Here is a 16,225-nt window from a genome sequence, read left to right on the forward strand (position 1 = left end):
CGAGCGGAGTCAAAGGGGCATTAGCGTGAGTCACGAGGACCTCCGGATCGAAGTTGGTGTCGTAACCCCTTCGATATCGGAGGTCCTCGCCTCACGTCACGCGATCACAACGTCCGGAGGAACTACACCTAGTCGAGCGAGTACGAGCCCGGCTCCCAGGCGCGGGTGCTCACTCCCACGGCGTTCCAGGCGTTGATCATGATGATCAGGCTCACCAGGGCGGCGATCTCCTCGGGGGAGTAGTGCGGTGTGAGGACGTCGTACGCGGCGTCCGGCACGTGGCTCTCGGCCATCAGCGTGACGGACTCGGTGAACGCGAGGGCGGCGCGCTCGGCCTCGGTGAAGAACGGCGTCTCCCGCCACGCCGGGAGCGCGTAGATCCGCTGCTCGGTCTCGCCGATCGCGCGCGCGTCCTTCGTGTGCATGTCGATGCAGTAGGCGCAGCCGTTGAGCTGCGAGGCGCGGATCCGCACCAGCTCGCGGAGTCGGCGGTCGAAGTCGACGGCGTCGAGCTGCTTGGTGGCCGCGTGGTCCAGGTGGGAGAGCGCCTTGGAGAACGTCGCGGCGTGGGTGTCGAAGTCCAGTCGGGGTGCGATCGTGGTAGTTTCCATGGAAACAAGAATACTTTCCACGGAATGTATAGTCAACCCATGAGCGGAGACACCGTGCCCCGGATCGTCGAGCAGTGGAGCGAGGTCAGGCCCGACCTGGATGCCTCGCCGCTGCTCGTCGTCGGCCGCATCCAGGTGGCCGCCCAGCTCGCCGAGTCCGCTCTGCGCCCGACGTTCGCCGAGGCTGGACTGGGTCGAGGCGACTTCAACGTGCTGGCCGCACTGCGCCGAGCAGGCGAGCCGCCGTCCCTCACCCCGAGCGAGCTCCGGGACGCGCTGATGGTCACCCAGGGCGCGGTGACCAAGCAGGTCGACCGGCTGATCGACAAGGGCCTCGTCACCCGTGAGGTGTCCCCGGAGGACGCCCGCGGTCGCACCGTCTCGCTCACCCCGGCCGGGGTGGCGCTCGTCGACGAGCTGATGGCCGTGCACCTCGAGAACCAGCGCCGGCTGCTCTCGGTGCTGACCGAGGACGAGGTCGCCCAGCTCGGCCGCCTGCTCGCGGCGCTGACCGAGGGTCAGGATGACTGAGCTGCGGCCCGCTGACGACGACGACATCCAGGCGATCGTCGCGCTCGAGCGGGCCGCATTCGGCGACGATGCCTGGTCGGTCGAGCTGGTCGACGCCGAGCTGCTCCACGGATCCGCCGCGGTCGTGGACGCCGACGGCGAGGTCCTGGGCTGGGTCGCCGTGCGCGGTGACGAGCCGGCCGACCTCACCCGAGTCGCCGTGCATCCCGACGCGAGGCGCCGCGGGCTCGGACGCGCGCTGGTGGACGGAGCGGTGGACCTCGCCCGGCTGGAGGGTGCGGACCGCATGCTCCTCGAGGTGGCGGCCACCAACGGCCCGGCGATCCAGCTCTACCGGTCTGCGGGCTTCGTCGAGATCTCCCGGCGCCGTGGCTACTACGGGGCCGGCGTCGACGCCCTCGTCATGGAGCTTGCGCCGCTCGGAGGTCATGCCACCCTTGACGCATGACCGAGACGCCATCGGAACAGACCAACGAGCCGTCGGAGATCCTCGACCAGATGCAGCCCGAGGACACGCTCGTCGACCGCGGGGTCGATGACGTCCTGGACGAGGGCTACTCGCCGCCCGAGCGGTACAGCGCGGGCGAGGGCTTCGGGTCCACCGCCGACGAACAGCTCCAGGGGGAGTCGCTCGACCAGCGGGTGGCCCAGGAGGAGCCCGACGTCGACCCGTACGCCGACGAGGACGTCGAGGACTACGACGACGAGGTGGGCGACCAGCGATCCGGCCGACTCGTCGACCCCGACCAGGGCCTCGGCGAGGACACCGAGAAGGACCTCGTGGGAGACGACGTCGGCATCGACGGTGCCGGCGCCAGCGCGGAGGAGGCGGCGGTCCACACGGTCCGCGACGACGACGAGTACTGACTGGATTGAGTGAACACGTGTGCACTAGGCTGACGTGATGCGCGACATCACCTATCCGCCGGTCATCCTCACGGCGAAGACCCTGTTCAAGGTCCTCGGCATGCGGTTCCAGATGTCGGGGACGGAGAACATCCCGCGCGAGGGCGGCGCGATCCTGGCCGCCAACCACATCGGCTACGTCGACTTCGTCTTCGACGGCTTCGCGGCCCAGCCGAGCAAGCGCCTCGTCCGGTTCATGGCCAAGCGGGAGGCGTTCGACCACAAGATCACCGGGCCGATCATGCGGTCGTTCCACCACATCTCGGTGGACCGGGAGAAGGGCGAGGAGTCCTACCGCAAGGCCGTCGAGTACGCGCGGGCCGGCGAGATCGTCGGCATCTTCCCGGAGGCCACGATCAGCCGCTCGTTCGAGATCAAGGAGCTGAAGACCGGCGCTGTGCGCATGGCCGCCGAGGCGGGCGTGCCGCTGATCCCGATGGTCACCTGGGGCACGCAGCTGCTGAAGACCAAGGACCACCCGTCCGACCTGACGGGCCGCGGCAAGACCATCGCGCTGCACGTCGGCGAGCCGCTCGAGGTCACCGGCGCCGACCCGGTCGCCGAGACCGAGCTGCTCCGCGCCGCCATGAGCGCGCTGCTCGACAAGGCCATCGCGGAGTACCCGATCAGCCCCGAGGGCCAGTGGTGGGCCCCCGCCCGCCACGGCGGCCTCGCCCCCACGCCCGAGGAGGCCCGCCGCCTCGACGAGGAGGAGAAGGCCGCCCGCGCGGCCAAGCGCGCGAAGGGCTAGTCGCCGACGCTGCCGTCGGCCATCTCGCGCAGGATGTCGAGGTGCCCGTTGTGACGGGCCGTCTCCTCGATCAGGTGGAGCAGCACCCAGCGCGTCGTCAGCGTCCGCTTCCGCTTCCGCCGGGTCTCGGCGTCGAGGTCCGCGTCGGCGAAGTACGCCAACGTGGCGGCGGCCTGCTCCTCGTACCGCCGGATCACCTCGTCGATCGGCAGCTCCGAGCCCTCGTCGAACTCCGCGTCCGGGTTCTCCTTCGTCCACGGGCCCTGGTCGGGCTCGTCGAGGAGGTCGACGTGGATCCAGGACCACTCGACCCAGCGCAGGTGGTTGAGCAGGTTCGCCGGTGACATCCGCGGCGACGTGCTGATTGGCGCGGTGCGGGCCAGGTCCTGGCTCAGGCCGCTGACCTTCTCGACGGCGGTCTGCTGCGTGTAGCGCAGCATCGTGAGCAGCAGCGACCGCTCGTCCCAGCTCTCACCCTCGGCGGGCAGGTCGTCTCGTGGCATGCGGACACCCTGACACAATGAACCGGTGAGTGAGCCCCTCGTCCTCGGCATCGAGTCGTCGTGCGACGAGACCGGCGTCGGCATCGTCCGGGGCACGGAGATGCTGGCCAACGCGGTGGCCTCAAGCGTGGACCTGCACGTCCGGTTCGGCGGCGTGGTGCCGGAGGTCGCGAGCCGCGCGCACCTGGAGGCGATGGTCCCGACGCTCGAGCAGGCGTACGCGCAGGCCGGCGTGCGGGTGGAGGACGTCGACGCCATCGCCGTCACCTGCGGACCCGGTCTCACCGGCGCCCTCCTCGTCGGCGTGGCCGCGGCCAAGGCGCTCGCGATCGCGCACGACAAGCCGCTGTACGGGGTGAACCACCTGGTCGGGCACGTGGCCGTCGACCAGCTCGAGCACGGCCGCCTCGACGAGCGCGTCGGTGCGCTGCTGGTCAGCGGCGGCCACACCGAGATCCTGCTCGTCGACGACATCGCCACCGACGTCACGATGCTCGGCACCACCATCGACGACGCGGCCGGCGAGGCGTTCGACAAGGTGGCGCGGCTGCTCGGCCTGCCGTACCCGGGCGGTCCGCACATCGATCGCGAGGCGCAGCGGGGGAGCACCACCGCGATCCCGTTCCCGCGGGCGCTCACGAAGGATCGTGACCTCCAGCGGCACCGCTACGACTTCTCGTTCTCCGGCCTCAAGAGCGCCGTCGCCCGCCACGTGCAGCACGAGCAGCGGATGGGCCGCGAGGTCGCCGTCGCCGACGTCGCGGCCTCGTTCCAGGACGCGGTGTGCGACGTGCTGTCGGCCAAGGCGATCGAGGCCTGCCGCGCGAACGACGTCGACACCCTCGTGGTGGGCGGTGGCGTCGCGGCCAACGGGCGCCTGCGGGCGCTCGTCGAGGAGCGGGCCTCCGCAGCCGGCCTCACCGTCCGCGTGCCACGTCCGGGGCTGTGCACGGACAACGGAGCGATGATCGCCGCGCTCGGCGCCGAGGTGGTGCGGCGCGGCCTGCCGCCGTCGTCGCTCGACCTGCCGGCCGACTCGAGCATGCCCGTCACGCAGATCGTTGCGGCGTAGGTCTATCCTCGAGGTGATCGTGATTCGACCGCAGGAGGTGAGCCCCATGAACCCAATCCACGTGGGCGCTCCCACGCAGTCCACGATCACGCGGCTGAGGTAGTCGCCGCCGGGAGCGCCGGACACGCATCGCGAAAGAGGCGACTCCTATGAACACTTCTTCTTCACCCACCCGTGCCCTCGTGCTGGGCGGCGGCGGATCGACCGGCAACGCCTGGTTGGTCGGCGTCGTGGGCGGACTGCTCGAGGGCGGGGTCGACGTCACCGACGCCGACCTGATCGTCGGGACGTCGGCCGGCGCCACGGCTGCCGTCCAGATCACCACGGCCGACCCGGCAGCGGTCTACACCGCGACGCTGGCGCCGGTCCAGGCCCGGCAGACCGGTCCGGGCCGACCGGTCTCCGACCAGCTCGAGCGGATGCTCGCGATCATCGACGGCTCGGCCGACGTGGTCGAGATGCGCCGGCGGATCGGCGCCGCGGCGCTGGAGCGCGACGCGGAGGCCGACGGCACCTGGCAGCCCCAGTGGCGGTTCACCGTCGCGGCTCGGCTGCCCAGCCAGGACTGGCCCGACCGGCTGATCCGGCTGACGGTCCTGGAGGCCGACACCGGCGAGCCGGCCGCGTTCGACCGCGACAGCGGGGTCTCCCTCGCCGACGCGGTGGCGGCCAGCTGCTCGAGCGGCCTGCCGTTCTGGATCGACGGCCGCCCGTACCTGGACGGCGGCTACCGGGCGAACGCCGAGAACGCGGACGTGGCCACCGGCTATGACCGCGTGCTGGTGCTGTCGCCGTTCGGCGGCAGGTCCCTCCACCCCGAGGAGTGGGGCACCCACCTCGCGGCTCAGGTCGACGCACTCCGTGCGGGCGGCAGCGCCGTCGAGGTGATCGGTCCCGACTCCGAGGAGCTGTTCGGCACCAACGCCATGGACGTGTCGCTGCGGCCCGCCGCGGCGCAGGCCGGGCACGCCGACGGGAAGGCGGCTGCCGAGCGCGTCGCCGAGCTCTGGCGGTGAGTCAGGGCCCCACTCCCTGAGGCGCAGCCCGGCGGCGGAACCTCACCACGTCGCCGGGCCGCGCCTGGGCCAGGTGGTCGACGTCTGCGTCGACCACCACGGCGATCACCGGGTAGCCGCCGGTCACGGGGTGGTCCGGGCCGAGCACGACGGGCGTGCCGGCCGAGACGACCTGCACGCTGCCTCGCACGCACGGTTCACTGGGCAGCTCGTCGGTGACCGCACGCTCCAGCGGAGGCCCCTCGAGCCGGACGCCGACGCGGTCGGACCGTGCCGACACCGTCCACGCCGCGGAGAAGAACGTGGCAACGGACTCGGGGGTGAACCAGTCGTCGCGCGGGCCGGGCACGGCGTCGATCGTCGTGGTGCCGGGCGTGAGCAGGGCAGGGACGTCCTCGGTCTCGTCGGGGTGGGCCGGCTCGCCGGCGTCGATGCGGTCGCCCTCCGCGAGGGCGGGAGGGCCGAGGCCGCTCATCGTGTCGGCCGACCGCGAGCCGAGCACCGGGTCCACGACGACGCCGCCGGCCACGCCGACGTAGGCGCGCAGGCCGACCGAGACCGGCCCGACCACCACGTCGTCGCCGGGATGCACGACGAATGCACGGCCGTGCGCCACCTGCTCGCCGGCGACCGTGATCGGTCCGACGGCCCCGGTGACCGCCATCCGGTGCTCCGCCTCGGCGCGCAGGTGCAGACCGCCGCCGAGCACCTCGAGGGCTGCCGCGTCGTCCGCGTCGCCGAGCAACCGGTGGAGCTGGCGCAGGGCCGCGCGGTCGAACGCACCTGCGGCGCCGACGCCCTGCGACCACAGGCCGGGCCGGCCGGCGTCCTGCACCAGCGTGAGCGGCCCGGGCCGCACGACGACGAGACTCATGTCGCGACGAACCTGACGGTGGCGCCGGGGGAGAGCAGAGCCGGCGGGTCGCGGTCGACGTCGAACATCACGGCGTCGGTGCGGCCGATCAGCTGCCACCCGCCGGGCGACGAGCGCGGGTAGACGCCGCTGAACTCCCCGGCCAGGCCGACCGATCCGGCTGGGACGCTCGTGCGCGGAGAGTCGCGGCGCGGGACGATCAACCTCTCGTCGCCGCCGACGAGGTACGCGAAGCCTGGCGCGAAGCCGCCGAACGCGACGGTCCACGGTGTGCCCGTGTGGGCCGCGACGACCTCGTCCGGCGTGAGCCCGGTGTGGGCGGCGACGTGGTCGAGGTCCTCGCCGTCGTAGGTGACCGCGATCTTGATCTCGGCGCCGGCTCCGACGGCCGAATCCTCCGCAGGCTGAGTGTGGGCGACCAGCCGGAGCAGCTCGGCTGGCGTCCCGCGCAGGAGCACGGTGCGGGCGCCCAGCACGGCGTCGGCCTGCTCGTGCAGGGCGGCGAACCAGGCCTGGGCCTCGTCGAGCGACTCGCAGTCGAGCAGGACCGCGCGATCGCCGCTCGGCAGGATCTTCATGCGAAGGCCTTGACCTCGTGGCCAGAGCCGCGCAGGGCCGACCCGACGGCGTGGGCGAGCGCGACCGCGCCGGGGGAGTCGCCGTGGACGCAGATCGAGTCGACGTCGCCCACGAGCTTCAACGCCTGCGCCACGACGTCGTCGGGATCGCTGAGCACCGCCCCGTCCTCGGTGCGCGGCACGAGCGTGCCGTCGTCTCGGTAGGCGCGATCGGCGAAGCCCTCACGGACCACCTCGAGCCCCTCCTCGGCGGCGATGCGCAGCGAGGCCGCGCCGGGCAGTCCGAGCAGGGGCAGCCCGTACGGTCCGACGGCCTCGACGACGGCTGCCGCCTGGCGCTCGTCACTCACGATCGTGTTGTACAGCGCGCCGTGCGGCTTCACGTAGGCCACGCGCCCACCGACCGCGTCGGCGATCTCGGCGAGCAGGTCGATCTGCCGTCGGAGCTCGTCGATCAGCTCGTCGCTCAGCGGGTCCATCGGCCGACGGCCGAACCCCTCGCGGTCCGGGTACCCGACCTGCGCCCCGATGGTGACCCCGAGCGGCACCGCCAGCTCGCACGCCTCGAGCATCAGCTCCTCGCTCCCGCCGTACGCCCCGCAGCACACGTTTGCGCTGGTGATGACGTCGAGCAGCGCCAGGTCGTCCGGCGACTCGGCCACGTCCGCGTTCAGGTCGATCCGCATGGTCCCGAGCCTAGAGCGGGTCGACGAGGAAGGCGCGGCCCTCTCCGGCGACGCGGGTCATGACGACCGTCGCGGTCACCTCGCCGCGAAGACGGAGGCGCTGGACGAGCCGCTCGGGGACGACGTCGACGCCGCGCTTCTTGACGGTCAGGGTGCCGACGCCGCGCTCGCGCAGGGCGGCGCGCAGCTGCTTCTCGCGGAACGGGAGCTCGGCGTCGATGCGGAACGAGCGGGCGAGCGGGTCGGTGACCGCGTCGTCCGTCGTGACGTAGGCGATGTGCGGGTCGACGAGCCGGCTGCCCATCCGCGCGGCGAGCTCGCCGACGAGCCCGGCCCGGATCACGGAGTCGTCGGGCTCGTGCAGGAAGCCGCCGACCTCGCCGACGACGCCGGGCTCGCCCGATCCGGCGAGCTCGCGCTCGCCTGGCAGCACAGTCGCGCGACGTGGCACCTCGGCCAGGCCCGGCCCCCAGAGGCAGGCCTCGACGAGGTCGCCGCCGTCGCTGACCCACTGCGCCTCCACGTCGTCAGGCACCAGCCCGTGGTCGAGGCCGGGCAGCGTCTTCACGACGGCCCGCCCGCGGAGGTGCTGCAGCACGACGTCCCACGGCGGCTCCATCGCGGCGGGATCGAAGACCCGGCCGGCACCGCTCCGTCGCGCGGGGTCGAGGAACGGCACCTCGTCCGCGGCGAGGGTGACGTCGGCCAGATCGCCCTCGATCACCTCGCCGTCCAGCCCCAGTGCCTCGAGGTTCGCGCGCGCGATCGCCGCCCGCACGGGGTCCCGCTCGACACCGCGCACGGTCACGCCGGCCCGGGCGAACGCGACGAGGTCCCCGCCGATCCCGCAGCCCAGGTCGACGACGCGCTCGGCCGACCGCGCCAGCCGCTCCGCCCGGAGGCGGGCCACCGTCGCACGGGTGGCCTGCTCCAGCGCGTCCGGCGTGAAGTACATCGACGCGGCGTCGTCCCCGAGCTTGGTGCGCGCCTTGGCCCGCAGCCGCACCTGCGAGACCGCGGCCGCGACGAGGTCCGCGTCGTGCTCGCGGCGCAGTCGCGTGCCCAGCGCCAGGTCGGACTCCGACGCCGCGCCGGCCGTCGCCTCTGCCAGCAGTGCCTGCCCCTCCGGGGTCAGCAGTCGTCGGAACGTCGCGAGGTCCACAGTCCGATTCTGCCGGGGGCGAACACCCTTTAGCACTCGCTAGGGGAGAGTGCTAAGTTTTGATCGAAGGTCTCGTTCACCGTTGAAAGGGGAGGTCGACACCGTGTCGGTCACCATCAAGCCGCTCGAGGATCGTCTTGTCATCAAGGCGGTCGAGGCCGAGCAGACCACTGCGTCCGGACTCGTCATCCCGGACACCGCCAAGGAGAAGCCGCAGGAGGGCGAGGTCATCGCCGTCGGCCCGGGCCGTGTCGACGACAACGGCAACCGCGTGCCGCTCGACGTCTCCGTCGGCGACAAGGTCATCTTCAGCAAGTACGGCGGAACCGAGGTCAAGTACGGCGGCGAGGAGCTTCTCATCCTCTCCGCCCGCGACGTCCTCGCCGTCGTCTCCTGACGCACCTGGCATCCCGGCTGGCGGCGTTCGCCGCCCGCCGGGCGCCAGGCACGCCAGGCCCTTCCTCTTTAGGAGAACCACATGCCCAAGATCCTGGAGTTCGACGAGGACGCCCGCCGCGCGCTCGAGCGCGGCGTCGACAAGCTCGCCGACACCGTCAAGGTCACCCTCGGCCCCAAGGGCCGCTACGTCGTCCTCGACAAGAAGTGGGGCGCGCCCACCATCACCAACGACGGCGTGACCGTCGCCCGTGAGGTCGAGCTGGACGACCCGTTCGAGAACCTCGGCGCTCAGCTCGCCAAGGAGGTCGCCACCAAGACCAACGACGTCGCCGGTGACGGCACCACCACCGCCACGGTGCTCGCCCAGGCCATGGTCCACGAAGGCCTGCGCGCCGTCGCGGCCGGCGCCAACCCGGTCGGCCTGAAGAAGGGCATCGAGCAGGGCGTCGACGCCGTCGTGGCCAAGCTCCGCGAGCTCGCCCGCGACGTCGACGACGTCAAGGACATGACCGCGGTTGCCACCGTGTCCTCGCGAGACGCCCACATCGGCGAGCTCATCGCCGAGGCGTTCGACAAGGTCGGCAAGGACGGCGTCATCACCGTCGAGGAGTCCAACACCCTCGGCACCGACCTCGAGTTCACCGAGGGCATGCAGTTCGACAAGGGCTACCTGTCGCCGTACATGGTCACCGACACCGAGCGCATGGAGTCGGTCCTCGACGACCCGTACATCCTCGTCCACCAGGGCAAGATCTCGGCCGTCGCCGAGCTGCTGCCGCTGCTGGAGAAGGTCATCGGCGCCGGCAAGTCGCTGTTCATCATCGCCGAGGACGTCGAGGGCGAGGCCCTGTCGACGCTCGTCGTGAACAAGATCCGCGGCACCTTCACCTCGGTCGCCGTCAAGGCCCCCGCGTTCGGTGACCGCCGCAAGGCCATGCTGCAGGACATCGCGACGCTCACCGGCGCGCAGGTCGTCACGGCCGACGTCGGCCTCAAGCTCGACCAGGTCGGGCTCGAGGTGCTCGGCAGCGCCCGCCGCGTCGTCGTCACCAAGGACGCCACGACGATCATCGACGGCGGCGGCGACGCCGCCGAGGTCGAGGGCCGGGTCAAGCAGATCAAGTCCGAGATCGAGCTCACCGACTCCGACTGGGACCGCGAGAAGCTGCAGGAGCGGCTGGCGAAGCTGGCCGGTGGCGTCTGCGTCATCCAGGTCGGCGCGGCCACCGAGGTCGAGCTCAAGGAGAAGAAGCACCGCATCGAGGACGCCGTCTCGGCCACCCGTGCGGCGATCGAGGAGGGCATCGTCGCCGGTGGCGGCTCCGCTCTCGTCCACGCCGTGTCGGTGCTCGACGGTGACCTCGGCCTGAGCGGCGACGAGGCCGTCGGCGTCCGCATCGTGCGGATCGGTGCCGACGCCCCGCTCGAGTGGATCGCCCGCAACGGCGGCCAGTCCGGCGAGGTCGTGGTCTCCAAGGTCCGCGAGTCCGGCGAGGGCTACAACGCGGCCACCGACACCTACGGCGACCTGGTCGCCCAGGGCGTCCTCGACCCGGTCAAGGTCACCCGCTCCGCGCTGGCCAACGCCGCGTCCATCACGGCGATGCTTCTCACCACGGAGACGCTGGTGGCCGACAAGCCCGCCGACGAGGACGAGCACGCCGGTCACAACCACTGACGCACCACCCCTGACGACGCCCGCCCCGGATTCCCGGGGCGGGTTTCGTCGTTAGGGTCGAGGCGTGGGTTCCCAGGACTTCTCCGCGCTGCGCGCCGAGCTCGACCTCCCTCCCGTGGAGCGGACGAGCGACTTCCCCGCCGACGTCGAGGCCGAGGCCGAGCGCATCGCCGGGGAGAAGCCCGAGGCGCCGCTCGACCTCACCGACGTCCCGTTCGTCACCATCGACCCGCCGGGGTCGATGGATCTCGACCAGGCCGTCCACCTCGAACGCCGGGGTGACGGCTTCCGCGTCCACTACGCCATCGCCGACGTCGGCGCGGCCCTGCCGCTCGGCGGCCCGGTCGACGAGGAGGCGCGCCGGCGCGGCGAGACGATCTACCTGCCGGACGGCCGAGTGCCGCTGCACCCGCCGCGGCTGTCCGAGGACGCGCTCAGCCTGCTGCCCGATCAGGAGCGTCGCGCGGTGGTCTGGACCATCGACGTCGGGGCGGACGGGAAGCCCGGCGACGTCGAGGTGAAGCGAGCCGTCGTCCGCTCGGTGGCTCGGCTCGACTACGACGAGGTCATGTCCGCCGTGGGCGACGGCAACGCGCACCCGTCGATCGAGGCGCTCCAGGACTTCGGCGAGGCCCGCCGCGCCTACCGCGTCGCCGCCGGAGCGCTCGAGCTCGGCATCCCGGAGCAGGTGGTGGTGACGTCCGAAGACCACTGGACGATCGAGTGGGCCCACCGCACCCCGGCGGACGACTGGAACGCGGAGCTGTCGCTGCTGACCGGCCTGGTGGCCGGCCGGATGATGGTCGACGCCAAAGTCGGCATCCTGCGCACGCTGCCGGCCCCGGCGGCCGAGGACGTCACCGGCTTCCTCAAGCGCGCTGCGTCGATGGGTGTCGACGTGAAGGACGACGACACCGCCGCGACCGTCCTGGCCCGGCTCGACATCACGGTCCCGGCGCACGTGGCCCTGATGAACGACGCCACCGTGCTGCTGCGCGGCGCCGGCTTCCACGCCTTCGACGGCGAGGATCCGGAGGTGGTGGAGCACGTGGGGGTCGGTGGCGCGTATGCGCAGGTCACGGCACCCTTGCGGCGCCTCGCCGACCGGTTCGCCACGGAGGTCTGCGTCGCCCTCGCGGCGGGCGAAGCCGTGCCGGACGGCATCCGCGAGGCGCTGCCGACGCTGCCCGACATCATGCGGGAGTCCGGACATCAAGCCTCCGCCGCCGACCGGGCCGCGGTCGCCCAGGTGGAGGCCTGGCAGCTCGCCGACCGGGTGGGGGACACGTTCCGTGCCCTGGTCGTGCACACCGACGGCACCGAGACCACCGTCCTCCTGGAGGACCCGTCCGTCCTCGCGCCGTGCACGGGTCAGGGCCTGAAGGAGGGCGAGACCGTCGACGTCCGGCTCGCGGAGGTGGACGTGGCCGCCCGCGAGGTCAGGTTCGACGTGCCGTGACGATCGACCCCGGCTGGCCCGTCGCGATCGCGCTCGTCGCGCTGCTCGTGCTGGCCCTCGCCGCGCACCGGATGGCCGGGTACGGCCTCGACCGCGACGTCCTCGTCGCCGCCGCTCGTGCGCTGCTGCAGCTCGTCGTCATCGCCCTGCTCATCAAGGCCGCCGTCGAGAACCTCGCCTGGTCGGCGGTGCTCGTCGCGGTGATGTTCGCGGTGGCCGTGCTCACCACGACGCGGCGCGTGGAGGCGCCACGCGCCTGGACCTGGGCGGCCCTCGCCATGGCAGCCGGTCTCGTGCCGGTGCTGGTGATTGTCCTGGCGTCGGGCGCAGTGCCGGCCGAGGGCATCGCGGTCATCCCCGTCGCCGGCATCGTGGTCGGCAACGCGATGACGGCGCACACCCTCGCCGGTCGCCGGGTGTTCGCCGCGCTCCGGGAGGAGCACTCGCAGTACGAGGCCTCCCTCGCGCTGGGGCTGCTGCCCGGCCAGGCGATCGACGAGATCATCCACCGCCGGGTCCCGGAGGCCCTGCTGCCCAACCTCGACCAGGTCCGCACCACCGGCCTGGTCACGCTGCCCGGCGCCTTCATCGGCGTGATGCTCGGTGGCGGCACGCCGGTCCAGGCGGCCACGACGCAGGTGCTGGTGCTCTTCGGCGTCATGGCCGCCCAGGCCGTCACGGTGCTCGTCGCCGAGCGGCTGGTCGCCGCTCGGCGGCTGCTCCCGGACGACCTCCGGCTCAGGCTCGTCGACTGAGGCTCTAGGCGATCGACCCGAGGATCGCCTGCGACTCGAGGATGCCCTCCTCGCTCGGCTTGCCGCCTTCCCCGAACACCTTGCGGTGCTGCTTGGCGCGCAGAGCGAGGTGCGCCTCGGCCGGCTTGTCGTAGCCGTAGCGCTCCCGCGCCTCGGCGGGCGTCAGCGTGACGGGGTTGACCGGCGGGACGCCCGCGAAGATCGGGGCCACGACCGGAACCGTCATGGGCGAGATCACCTTCACGACGGCCAGCTTGGCGCCCGGAATGTGCTCGACGACCGCGAACCCGATCCGCAGCGCGATGGTGGCGAGGACGTCCGTGAGACGGGACTGGCGCAGTCCGCCCATCGAGCGCATCCAGCGGGGCATCGTCGCGATCGTGCCGGCCCGGATGACCCGGCTGACCGCCCAGATGCCCGGCCGCACGACCAGCGGCATCTTCGGCATCATCACGTGGGTGTTCAGCAGGTGCGCCATCGTCCGCTGCGCCACTTCGGACCCGGCCAGCTTCGGGCGCATGTGCTCGAAGTACTCCCGGATGCCCTCGCGCGTGCGCGGGACGTCGTCGGGGGAGCAGGTCTGCAGCTCGGCCGCGACGGCGCACTCCTGCCAGTACTGCGCCTCATCCTCGGGGGAGAGCCGGCCGGGGCCGAACTTCTCGTAGGCGTAGAGGATCGAGTGCCATGCGGTCAGGTGGATCCACAGCTGCGAGTGCGGGTCGTTGGCGTCGTACGCCTTCTCGCTCAGCGGCTCGATGCCGATGCCCTTGGAGTGCACCTTGACCAGGACGTCCGCAGCCTGCGACGTCGAGCGGCTGTCGCCGAACGCGACCATCGAGAAGTAGCGGAGCGTGCGGTCGTACCGCGTGCGCGGGCGCTCGATGATCGCCTGCGTGGCGTCGACCGACGCGACGAGAGCGGGATCGAGCTCCTCGATCACGACGGATCGCTGGAACCCGATCGTGGCGGAGGTGGGGTAGCCCCACACCTTCCAGGTGACGGAGTCGGGTCCGAAGAATCCGTAGTCCTCGTGCGGCTCGGGTGCGTGGCGCTTCTTCATGGATCCAATTACTACACATGTGTAGTAAAGTTGGCAAGGTGCCGACCGTCACGAAGCGCCGCCCCTACGCCGCCCGCGTCCCGCGGGAGGTCCGTCGTGAGCAGCTGCTCGACGCGGCGATCGCGATCATCGACCGCGACGGGTACGGCGGCGTCTCGATCGACGCCATCGCACGCGAGGTCGGTGTCACCCGCCCCGTCGTGTACGGCGTCTTCGACGGTCTCGGTCCGCTGCTCTCCGCCCTCCTCGACCGCCAGGAGTCCCGCGCGCTGGGGCAGCTGGAGGACGCGTTCGCGGAGGCGAGCGGCGCCGGCTCGCTCGAGGAGATCGTCGTGGGCACCGCCACCCGGATGGTCGAGGCGGTCACGTCCGACCCGCAGACGTGGCGGCCCATCCTCCTCGCGCCGCACGGAACACCGGGCCCGGTGCGCGACCGCATCGACGGCGACCGCGAGGCCATCCGCCGGCGCATCGCCGAGCTGGCCGAGCTCGGCGTGCCCGGGACCGCCGACGTCGAGCTGCTCTCGCACGCCGTCGTGGCCGTGCTGGAGCACTTCGGCCGCCTCCTCCTGGAGGACCCGGACCGGTTCAGCGCCGACCGGCTCGTCGCGGGCGTCCGCGCCGTCCTGACGCTCGTCGAGCCGCCTGCCCCCCGCGAGTAGCATTGGTGCATGGAGCAGACCGGCATCCCTGATCCGTTCGCGAACCTCGGACTCACGTACGACGACGTCCTGCTCCTCCCCGGTGAGACGGACGTCATCCCGAGCGAGGTCGACACCACCACGCGGCTGACCCGCGAGACCGAGCTGCGCATCCCGTTGCTGTCCAGCGCCATGGACACGGTCACCGAGGCCCGCATGGCCATCGCGATGGCGCGCGAGGGCGGCATCGGCATCCTGCACCGCAACCTCTCGGTCGAGGACCAGGCGTACCAGGTCGACCTCGTCAAGCGGACGCAGACGGGCATGATCCCGAACCCGGTCACCATCGGCCCGAAGGCCACGCTCGAGGAGCTCGACGAGCTCTGCGGCGAGTACCGCGTCTCCGGCCTCCCGGTCGTCGACCCCGACGACAAGCTGCTCGGCATCGTCACCAACCGCGACCTCCGCTTCACCCCGGTGGCCGAGTGGGGCCGCACCCTCGTCGGCGACGTCATGACGCCGATGCCGCTGATCACCGGCCCCGTCGGCATCAGCCACGACGACGCCTCCGCCCTGCTGCGCGCCCACAAGCGCGAGCGCCTCCCGATCGTCGACGACGAGGGACGGCTCGCCGGGCTCATCACCGTCAAGGACTTCGTGAAGTCCGAGCAGTACCCGCGCGCCAGCAAGGCCGGCGACGGCCGACTCCTCGTCGGTGCCGCCGTCGGCTTCTTCGGCGACGCCTGGGACCGCGCCAACGCGCTCCGCGAGGCCGGCGTCGACGTCATCGTGGTGGACACGGCGCACGGCCACGCCCGGGCGCTGCTCGACATGATCCGTCGGCTCAAGGCCGACCCGGCGTTCCACGACGTGCAGGTCATCGGCGGCAACATCGCCACCCGCGAGGGCGCCCAGGCGCTCGTCGAGGCGGGCGTCGACGCCGTGAAGGTCGGCGTCGGGCCGGGCTCCATCTGCACCACCCGCGTCGTCGCCGGCGTGGGCGTGCCGCAGGTCACCGCGGTCTACGAGGCATCGCTCGCCTGCAAGCCGGCCGGCGTCCCGCTGATCGCCGACGGGGGCCTCCAGCACTCCGGCGACATCGCCAAGGCGCTCGTGGCCGGTGCCGACTCCGTCATGGTCGGTTCGCTGCTCGCGGGCTGCGAGGAGAGCCCGGGCGAGCTCATCTTCGTCAACGGCAAGCAGTTCAAGAGCTACCGCGGCATGGGCTCGATCGGCGCCATGGCCTCGCGCGGCAAGCAGTCGTACTCCAAGGACCGCTACTTCCAGGCCGACGTCGTCAGCGACGACAAGATCGTGCCCGAGGGCATCGAGGGCCAGGTCGCGTACCGCGGACCGCTCGGCGCCGTGGCGCACCAGCTCATCGGCGGCCTGCACCAGTCGATGTTCTACGTCGGCGCGCGCACCGTCCCCGACCTGCAGCAGAAGGGCCGCTTCGTGCGCATCACGGCCGCCGGGCTCAAGGAGAGTCACCCGCACGACATCCAGATGACCGTCGAGGCGCCCAACTACAGCTCGCGCTGAC

At 71.9% G+C, this 16,225-nt stretch carries 19 protein-coding genes; 12 read left to right on the forward strand and 7 right to left on the reverse strand.

What is annotated here, in order from left to right:
• Window positions 1-128: 128 nt before the first annotated feature.
• Window positions 129-611 carry a carboxymuconolactone decarboxylase family protein gene (locus tag FHP06_RS14320; protein ID WP_147687487.1) on the reverse strand — a complete coding sequence of 161 codons (483 nt, stop codon included), beginning with the start codon at window positions 609-611 and terminating at the stop codon, window positions 129-131.
• A gap of 39 nt (window positions 612-650) precedes the next feature.
• Here FHP06_RS14320 and FHP06_RS14325 point away from each other — a divergent pair, with 39 nt between their 5' ends.
• Genes FHP06_RS14325 through FHP06_RS14340 form a run of 4 tightly spaced genes read left to right on the forward strand, consistent with a single transcriptional unit; the run spans window position 651 to window position 2,799 of the window.
• Window positions 651-1,142, forward strand: coding sequence for a MarR family winged helix-turn-helix transcriptional regulator (locus FHP06_RS14325; RefSeq protein ID WP_147687488.1), 492 nt, complete (start codon window positions 651-653; stop codon window positions 1,140-1,142).
• Entirely contained in the window at window positions 1,135-1,590 is a 456-nt protein-coding gene (locus FHP06_RS14330) for a GNAT family N-acetyltransferase (protein ID WP_147687489.1), read from the forward strand. Before FHP06_RS14325 ends, FHP06_RS14330 begins: the two co-directional genes overlap by 8 nt.
• Complete coding sequence (locus FHP06_RS14335) at window positions 1,587-2,009, forward strand: DUF5709 domain-containing protein (protein ID WP_147687490.1); 423 nt, start codon at window positions 1,587-1,589, stop codon at window positions 2,007-2,009. Before FHP06_RS14330 ends, FHP06_RS14335 begins: the two co-directional genes overlap by 4 nt.
• A 37-nt stretch (window positions 2,010-2,046) precedes the next feature.
• Entirely contained in the window at window positions 2,047-2,799 is a 753-nt protein-coding gene (locus tag FHP06_RS14340; RefSeq protein WP_147687491.1) for a lysophospholipid acyltransferase family protein, read from the forward strand.
• Here the strand turns inward: FHP06_RS14340 and FHP06_RS14345 are convergent.
• Complete coding sequence (locus FHP06_RS14345; RefSeq protein WP_147687492.1) at window positions 2,796-3,302, reverse strand: DinB family protein; 507 nt, start codon at window positions 3,300-3,302, stop codon at window positions 2,796-2,798. The two genes, FHP06_RS14340 and FHP06_RS14345, sit on opposite strands and share 4 nt — an antisense overlap.
• 25 nt (window positions 3,303-3,327) lie before the next feature.
• On the opposite strand from FHP06_RS14345, the gene tsaD reads away from it, so the two are divergent.
• Both tsaD and FHP06_RS14355 read left to right on the forward strand, forming a co-directional pair.
• Entirely contained in the window at window positions 3,328-4,374 is a 1,047-nt protein-coding gene (tsaD, locus tag FHP06_RS14350) for a tRNA (adenosine(37)-N6)-threonylcarbamoyltransferase complex transferase subunit TsaD (protein WP_147687493.1), read from the forward strand.
• 149 nt (window positions 4,375-4,523) lie between these two features.
• Window positions 4,524-5,390: a patatin-like phospholipase family protein gene (locus FHP06_RS14355; protein WP_147687494.1), complete on the forward strand. Its 867-nt coding sequence runs from the start codon at window positions 4,524-4,526 to the stop codon at window positions 5,388-5,390.
• A gap of 1 nt (window position 5,391) precedes the next feature.
• Here FHP06_RS14355 and FHP06_RS14360 read toward each other — a convergent pair whose 3' ends face one another.
• From FHP06_RS14360 to FHP06_RS14375, 4 genes are read right to left on the reverse strand one after another with little or no spacing between them, the layout of a single operon-like run.
• Window positions 5,392-6,264 carry a 5-oxoprolinase subunit C family protein gene (locus FHP06_RS14360; protein WP_147687495.1) on the reverse strand — a complete coding sequence of 291 codons (873 nt, stop codon included), beginning with the start codon at window positions 6,262-6,264 and terminating at the stop codon, window positions 5,392-5,394.
• Window positions 6,261-6,842 (reverse strand): 5-oxoprolinase subunit B family protein, encoded by a 582-nt coding sequence (locus FHP06_RS14365; protein ID WP_147687496.1) that lies wholly within the window; start codon window positions 6,840-6,842, stop codon window positions 6,261-6,263. Before FHP06_RS14365 ends, FHP06_RS14360 begins: the two co-directional genes overlap by 4 nt.
• Window positions 6,839-7,528, reverse strand: a complete 690-nt coding sequence (locus FHP06_RS14370; RefSeq protein ID WP_187271954.1) for a LamB/YcsF family protein — start codon at window positions 7,526-7,528, stop codon at window positions 6,839-6,841. Before FHP06_RS14370 ends, FHP06_RS14365 begins: the two co-directional genes overlap by 4 nt.
• 10 nt (window positions 7,529-7,538) lie before the next feature.
• Complete coding sequence (locus FHP06_RS14375) at window positions 7,539-8,690, reverse strand: class I SAM-dependent methyltransferase (RefSeq protein WP_147687497.1); 1,152 nt, start codon at window positions 8,688-8,690, stop codon at window positions 7,539-7,541.
• A 103-nt stretch (window positions 8,691-8,793) separates the two neighbouring features.
• Here FHP06_RS14375 and groES point away from each other — a divergent pair, with 103 nt between their 5' ends.
• From groES to FHP06_RS14395, 4 genes are all read left to right on the forward strand, one after another.
• Entirely contained in the window at window positions 8,794-9,087 is a 294-nt protein-coding gene (groES, locus tag FHP06_RS14380; protein WP_147687498.1) for a co-chaperone GroES, read from the forward strand.
• 81 nt (window positions 9,088-9,168) lie between these two features.
• Window positions 9,169-10,767, forward strand: a complete 1,599-nt coding sequence (gene groL, locus FHP06_RS14385) for a chaperonin GroEL (protein WP_147687499.1) — start codon at window positions 9,169-9,171, stop codon at window positions 10,765-10,767.
• A gap of 64 nt (window positions 10,768-10,831) precedes the next feature.
• Complete coding sequence (locus FHP06_RS14390) at window positions 10,832-12,226, forward strand: RNB domain-containing ribonuclease (RefSeq protein ID WP_147687500.1); 1,395 nt, start codon at window positions 10,832-10,834, stop codon at window positions 12,224-12,226.
• Window positions 12,223-12,981, forward strand: coding sequence for an ABC transporter permease (locus tag FHP06_RS14395; RefSeq protein WP_147687501.1), 759 nt, complete (start codon window positions 12,223-12,225; stop codon window positions 12,979-12,981). Before FHP06_RS14390 ends, FHP06_RS14395 begins: the two co-directional genes overlap by 4 nt.
• 4 nt (window positions 12,982-12,985) lie before the next feature.
• Here the strand turns inward: FHP06_RS14395 and FHP06_RS14400 are convergent, their stop codons facing one another.
• Window positions 12,986-14,041: an oxygenase MpaB family protein gene (locus FHP06_RS14400; RefSeq protein ID WP_147687502.1), complete on the reverse strand. Its 1,056-nt coding sequence runs from the start codon at window positions 14,039-14,041 to the stop codon at window positions 12,986-12,988.
• Between the two features lie 38 nt (window positions 14,042-14,079).
• Here FHP06_RS14400 and FHP06_RS14405 point away from each other — a divergent pair, with 38 nt between their 5' ends.
• Both FHP06_RS14405 and guaB read left to right on the forward strand, forming a co-directional pair.
• The gene (locus tag FHP06_RS14405) at window positions 14,080-14,703 is read left to right on the forward strand and encodes a TetR/AcrR family transcriptional regulator (RefSeq protein ID WP_187271955.1); all 624 of its coding nucleotides are present in this window, start codon (window positions 14,080-14,082) and stop codon (window positions 14,701-14,703) included.
• 9 nt (window positions 14,704-14,712) lie between these two features.
• Complete coding sequence (guaB, locus tag FHP06_RS14410; protein WP_147687504.1) at window positions 14,713-16,224, forward strand: IMP dehydrogenase; 1,512 nt, start codon at window positions 14,713-14,715, stop codon at window positions 16,222-16,224.
• The last annotated feature ends 1 nt before the right edge of the window (window position 16,225 follow it).

This window comes from Aeromicrobium terrae, assembly GCF_008039565.1.
GTDB lineage: Bacteria > Actinomycetota > Actinomycetes > Propionibacteriales > Nocardioidaceae > Aeromicrobium > Aeromicrobium terrae.